Origin of the sequence: Lacticaseibacillus sp. 866-1 (assembly GCF_016861825.1) — a bacterium.
Lineage (GTDB): Bacteria > Bacillota > Bacilli > Lactobacillales > Lactobacillaceae > Lacticaseibacillus.
On sequence record NZ_BOLU01000047.1, the window covers coordinates 1 to 5,964 of the forward strand.

Genomic DNA, 5,964 nt, shown 5'->3' on the forward strand with positions numbered 1-5,964 from the left:
AGCACTGAACCATCGTCCCAGACGTATTCTGAACTATCTTCGACCATGCGATTACTACCGACGCATGGCTTAACAACCTAGACCACTATCAAGGATTCGTTATCATCGTTGCACTTGACTTGAAAATTGAGGAACGGCTTTCGGATAGAAAACGCTGACCTGATAGGTACCAGCTTTGGTTTTGGTGATTGACATAATGATTGACCTCCTGCTCAATAAGACAGTGAGGCGTAAGACATCATTATTTTAACATCCAACACTCATGCCTTGCATCCATTTATCAAGTTCAATGCGATCAAATCTGACCGAGTTACCGATTGTGATCTTGGGCAAGCCCAGCATGATCCAAACGTCTAACGTGTTGTACGAAACGTTGAGATATTTGCAGGCTTCACCTTTCTTGAAGTAGCGGACGTTTAGCAGTGCTTCGTGCCGAACGCTGTTTACTTCTTCACGGATAATCTCAAATACCTTGTTGCGGATCGTATCGATCTGTCCGTCGCTCAAAACGAAGGACATTTCATGGCGAATTTCTTGGCTGATAGTGCCACTTCCCTTCACGAGTTAGTGTGCAAGGTGAGCGTATCACCTCCATTCAGTAAATTGGTGAGGCGGCGTTGTTCAACCCGGTTCCGACCGGCTAACTGATCCACAGTGAATCAGCTCTCCCGTTGCGTGGGAGTGACGTGTAAGTATCTGGCCTTGGTGTTCGCTCACTCATGCGAGGTCATGGCGACGGCTGTTGTTGCTGAACAACGTTATTCAGTTGTCAAAGGACACAGCGAGCAAAAGAAAATCCCGCTTCTGCATATACAGACAGCGGGAACGGGTCGAAATGAAACCAAAATCAGAAAAAAGTTGAAATTGATTATGTGCGAGTTAGTTGTGAACTTGATTGAGTGGACGGTTGCGATAGGTGTTCAGCCACGTTGAAGCGCTGAACGCTGAATACAAACTTGATTTGAAGTTCCTGCCTCAAATCGGGATCGATATAGCTTTTTCCGTATGCAGCCTCGCGATCGAAATCGTAGCTGAACATATCGAGTAGTTGGGACATTGCCTCTGCGTCTCCGTCCTGCGCTGCCAAGATAACCGGTATCAGGTTATCGACCTCTGTATAATGCATTGAACACTCCTCCGTATTCATTACATATTTTCGTATGCTTCTTTAATCCGCGCTAGTGCCCGTCGCCGCCTCTTGTTCACCCCCTGACTTGTCTTGCCACTACGGTTGCCAATTTCGACGTCGTTGAGTTCGCCATAATAATATTGATACAAGACCGTTTTATCTGTCGAAGAAAGGGTGGAAACTGCTCTTGATAATTTCTCACTTTCGATGAAGTCTTCAAGATGCTCGATTTCCTCATCGGTCAACCTGAATTCATCGAGATGATAGGAATCTTCGATTTCTTCCAGTAGCCAGGCCTCCAGTGGTATTTCCTTGATTTGCCGAAGAGAGGCCTTATACCGATTGATTCGTTCATTTTTGAGGGCTTGTTGTACATAGCGAATAAACATTCGCGTCACTTCTTGCTCACTACTCATTGGGTTATCCTCCTCGTCTGATTTATTGGGTTACATAATTACAGACAAATTTTCTGGTCACTTATGAAAGCAATTTCCAAATATTTCTTTGACGAATTACCTGATGGAGAATTGCTGCGCGAAAAAAATCGACCGGTAGCAGTGAATGCATACAGGTCAATTCTTAATCAATAGCTTATGAAATCAGTGTTTTGAGCTGTTCGTGGGAGAGATTCTTATCGAGAGGATGGTGGTCATTCGGAAACAACCCGGTAGTAGATATTTCGGCTCTGGTGCAAATAGTCTGACAGTGTGCCTTTTACCTAGTTGTTGATAGGGTGTTGTAGGTTATGCTGGCACCATCGCTTTTAATTCGTCCACGGCTGAAAACCCGATGAGGCTTAGCTCTCGTCGGGTTTTCTTGCGTAATGCATGGATGACTTCAATGCCGCTGAGTGTTGCACTAGCGGTTCGGATGCTTTGGAAACTTGCTGACCGCACCCGGTGTCGTTTAATGAATCGATGATCTTGTTCGATTAAATTGTTTCGATACTTGGAACATTTGCATAGCTACATCTGGTATGGTGTTGGTGCAAGTAGCCAGTTGGGATTAGAAGCACTTGACCGTTATATGCCTCGTATCAAAGCGCAGACACCAAAGGGAAGCATCGTTGCTTTGGACTACGAAGATGGTGCTTCTGGCAATATGACAGCTAATACGAATGCCATTTTAGCTGGCATGCGGCGCATTCGTTCAGAAGGCTACACGCCCATGTATTACAGTTACAAGCCATATACATTGGCACACGTCGATTATCAGCGTATTCTGAAAGAATTTCCTAACAGCCTTTGGATAGCTGCTTACCGTGATTATCTGCCAACTACCAAACCAGACTACGGTTATTTTCCAAGTATGGATGGGGTAGCTATTTGACAGTACACGAGTGCATTTGGGTTGTCACAGGGCCTCGATGGTAACATTGATCTGCTTGGTGTCGCCGATAATGGATACTCGAAGCAGCCAGTAACACCTATCACCCCAGCACCAAGCAAACCAGCGCAATCAACCGCAGCCACTGATACCGATTATGCGCAAACTGGTGTTTTCAAGCCTTCCACGACTGTTAACATCCGCACTGGTGCCGGCACCGGCTATGCATCCGTTGGTAGCTATGCACCCGGTGAAAGTGTGATTTATGATCACGTGTATATCCGTGGCACATATGTTTGGGCGCGTTATCTCAGCTACTCAGGCAGGTATCATTATGTTGCCTTGGGCGTAAATGGTGGTGAGAGCTATGGTTCGCGCAGTTCAAATGCGCAAACCTATTCGCACACGTATTATACAGTCCGCTCTGGTGACAGCTTCTGGAGCATTGCTAACAAGTACGGCATTAGCATGTACACGTTAGCCGCCAACAATGGCAAGTCAATCTACAGCCTGATCTATCCGGGCGAGAGCCTGTACATCAGGTAACAAAAAAGTCCTCTGCTCGCTAACGCGGGTGGAGGGCTTATTTTTGTTGCTTTGAAGCACGGGCATAATGCTGTAAAATAAGATACGTAAGCAACTAAATATTTTAGTCAGCCTGTAATACCTTGTCGTTCTGCCTCCCTTGCTCAGGGAGGCTTATTTTTGTGCACAGAGTTGATAGAATCGACTCAAAAAGGCAAGAGGTTTACATATGCCGGATTAGGTAACTTACTATGAGCAAATTGTTTGCATACCCAGCATAGCCATGCGATACTGACGGTGAAGGAGCAAAACTCCAATAGCTAGGAGTAAAAAGCTCCTTAGGAGTTGGCAAGCTAAGCTGCTACCCACCCCAAGAATAATCGCGCATACGGACTGTATACTGTTAGGAACCTGCCCCCCTCGGCGGGTCTTCCAGATAAAAGCAATTCCTTGCCAACTCCGCCCCATCCTATATGGATGGGGTTTGCGTTTTGATTGCTTTTGTGCGCTAAATTATCAGCCACAGCAAGGCCGTTGAAACACGATTTAATAACTTGCTTCTGGATGCTTCTAGATTTGTCAGTCAAAGGGGACAAAAAGGGGACAAGGATACCTCAAATGTTGATACATAGCTATCAGTTATGCCCGGTGGAGGAGTGTGCCCAAAAACAGGGCTACAGAGCATAATTGCGGCCATCTGACTTCTCAAACGGAGTTTTTCGGTTCAATAACAAAAAGCCCACTCCGAAGAGTGGACCTTTCAAAAGATAAAAACTATTAATCAACACCATTTGACACAGAGCCAGAATAATAATATTCTTCAGGGCCCTCTTTAAATAATCTATATTCACTACAGATATATTTATTTAATGGTTAATCATTACGACGTTTCTTGATACCAAGAAAACCGAGTAAACTTCCAAACATTGCCAACAAAATACCAATAAATGACATTGTTTGACTTTGACTATTGTTTTCACCAGTTTGAGGTAATTCTGGTGAATTAACAGCACCGTTGTTAACTTTAGATCCTGTATTAGTCGACGTATTGATTACTCCATTGTTAGTAGCGTTACTTGGCTGGGAAGGATTCCCTGGTTGGTTAGAACTAACTGGGTTCTTGGTATAGGTAACCGTGAATTCTAAGTCCTGTGAGTCCCCATTAACTGTTTGACTGTCAATTTGCGCCTTGTCAGCTGTATAACCCTTTAATTCAGGACTTGTGACTGCGGCAAAGCTTTGATCTGCTGACCAAGGACCATACGTCTTTTCCCCAGTTACTGCGTCAGTTGAGACTTGACGCGTAAAGGTCACTTGAGCGGTGTTATCAGCAGGAGTTTGATTACCAGCGCCTTGATAATGAATAGTTTCTGTAACGGTTTTGGCCTCTGTAGACTGAATGTTTTGATGCTTCAAGTGAACCGTGAAATTCTGATCAGTTGTGTCATCATTGTCGAACGTCAATTCTGCTGGATAGCCATCGGTGACCAACTCATACCCTTGTTTCTTATAATCGGCAATGCTACCGCTGGTACTATAGCTGGATTTTGAACCCGTTGTTCCTGAGATTGAGTCCGTCTTTAAAGTTTTTCCAGTCGTATCATCAACGTAGCTGACACTACCTTTTTGCTTATCTGCTGTATAGGTGATCGTTGTATCTTTCGTCGGATCACTTGGCTGATAACTGCTACCTGGTGTCAAAACATGACCTTCTGGATCATGTGCTGTATAACCTGGTACCGTCGGTACACCGGCTGGTGTAACCTTTGTCGCATCACTTGGGTCATTTGGATAGACTACTGTTGGTGCTCCAGGGAAGTTCTGATCACTTGAGCTTGGTACCAATGATCCGACTTTCGTGTATGTCACGGTCTCATTAACATCTGGTGAATCGGCATCCACAGTTACGGCAGCTACCTGCGCTTTATCAGCTACATATCCCGGCACCACTGGGCTAACAACAGCAGGAAAGGTTGCATCACCATTTGTTGCTGTCCGGGCTGTTGTTCCAGCACCGGTTGAATCGGCCTTTCCTGCACTACTACTTGCACCGGTTGAATCGGCCTTTCCTGCACTACTACTTGCACCGGTTGAATCGGCCTTCGTTGCACTGCTACTACTTGCACTGGTTGAATCGGCCTTCGTTGCACTGCTACTACTTGCTACAGTAGCTGCTGATGAAACAGCGCTCTTCGTATCACTAGTGCTGTTTACAGTGGCGGCAGTTAAGTTCCCTGAGGTGGTATCAGCATGAACTGCTACCGTTGATACCCCACCGAAGACAAAAAAAGACAGTGTAGCAATTGCGGCAAAAACGAATTTTTTGCCATCTTTATACATTTTATAATGTAATTTCTTTTCTCCCATTATAAACATCCTTCCCACTCAATTATATTGAAGTAACCTATTTTTAATTATACACTTGTAGAACAAGAATGACATGCCTGATTCTGCAAAATAAAGCACTTCTTTGTAAATAGTCAGGGAGGTATCATGAATCAGTCAACCTTTCAGCTACTTTGTAATGTTGCTTCAGCAGATTTCTACCTTTGTGAAGGCAGTGATATTACTTTAATATCCTCAATTTTCAAGTCAAGTGCAACGATGATAACGAATTCTTGATAGTGGTCTAGGCTGTTACGCCATGCATCGGTAGTAATCGCATGGGCGAAGATAGTTCAGAATACGTCTGGGACGATGGTTCAGTGCGGATTGGACTGCTTGAATTTCAACCAGGGTAACTGCTCTGAGAGACTTCCCTTTCGGGAAGAATTCCCTAAGCAGTCCATTGGCGTTCTCGTTTGTGCCACGCTCCCAAGGCGAGTACGGATGTGCGAAGTAAATCTGGGTCCTCAATTTTCAAGTCAAGTGCAACGATGATAACGAATCCTTGATAGTGGTCTAGGTTGTTAAGCCATGCGTCGGTAGTAATCGCATGGTCGAAGATAGTTCAGAATACGTCTGGGACGATGGTTCAGTGCTGA

General features: G+C 44.8%; 4 protein-coding genes and 3 pseudogenes. 1 reads left to right on the forward strand and 6 read right to left on the reverse strand.

Annotated elements, in window-relative coordinates; all coding sequences use genetic code 11:
* Positions 1-246: 246 nt before the first annotated feature.
* From JUE30_RS10950 to JUE30_RS10965, 4 genes and pseudogenes are all read right to left on the reverse strand, one after another.
* Positions 247-561 (reverse strand): helix-turn-helix domain-containing protein, encoded by a 315-nt coding sequence (locus tag JUE30_RS10950; protein ID WP_005691066.1) that lies wholly within the window; start codon positions 559-561, stop codon positions 247-249.
* 307 nt (positions 562-868) lie between these two features.
* The gene (locus JUE30_RS10955; protein WP_019899265.1) at positions 869-1,126 is read right to left on the reverse strand and encodes a helix-turn-helix domain-containing protein; all 258 of its coding nucleotides are present in this window, start codon (positions 1,124-1,126) and stop codon (positions 869-871) included.
* A 20-nt stretch (positions 1,127-1,146) separates the two neighbouring features.
* Positions 1,147-1,545 carry an RNA polymerase sigma factor gene (locus tag JUE30_RS10960; RefSeq protein WP_005691070.1) on the reverse strand — a complete coding sequence of 133 codons (399 nt, stop codon included), beginning with the start codon at positions 1,543-1,545 and terminating at the stop codon, positions 1,147-1,149.
* A gap of 327 nt (positions 1,546-1,872) precedes the next feature.
* Positions 1,873-2,088: pseudogene (locus JUE30_RS10965) on the reverse strand (DDE-type integrase/transposase/recombinase); the annotation flags it as partial.
* Between JUE30_RS10965 and JUE30_RS10970 the strand changes: the two are divergent.
* Positions 2,081-3,001: pseudogene (locus tag JUE30_RS10970) on the forward strand (GH25 family lysozyme); the annotation flags it as partial. The pseudogenes JUE30_RS10965 and JUE30_RS10970 sit on opposite strands and share 8 nt — an antisense overlap.
* Positions 3,002-3,853: 852 nt before the next feature.
* Here the strand turns inward: JUE30_RS10970 and JUE30_RS10975 are convergent.
* Together JUE30_RS10975 and JUE30_RS10980 are read right to left on the reverse strand one after the other, a co-directional pair.
* On the reverse strand, positions 3,854-5,347 hold the full coding sequence (locus JUE30_RS10975) for a KxYKxGKxW signal peptide domain-containing protein (protein WP_203624854.1): 1,494 nt from the start codon (positions 5,345-5,347) through the stop codon (positions 3,854-3,856).
* A gap of 270 nt (positions 5,348-5,617) precedes the next feature.
* Positions 5,618-5,827, reverse strand: a pseudogene (locus JUE30_RS10980) (IS30 family transposase); the annotation flags it as partial.
* Between the last annotated feature and the right edge of the window lie 137 nt (positions 5,828-5,964).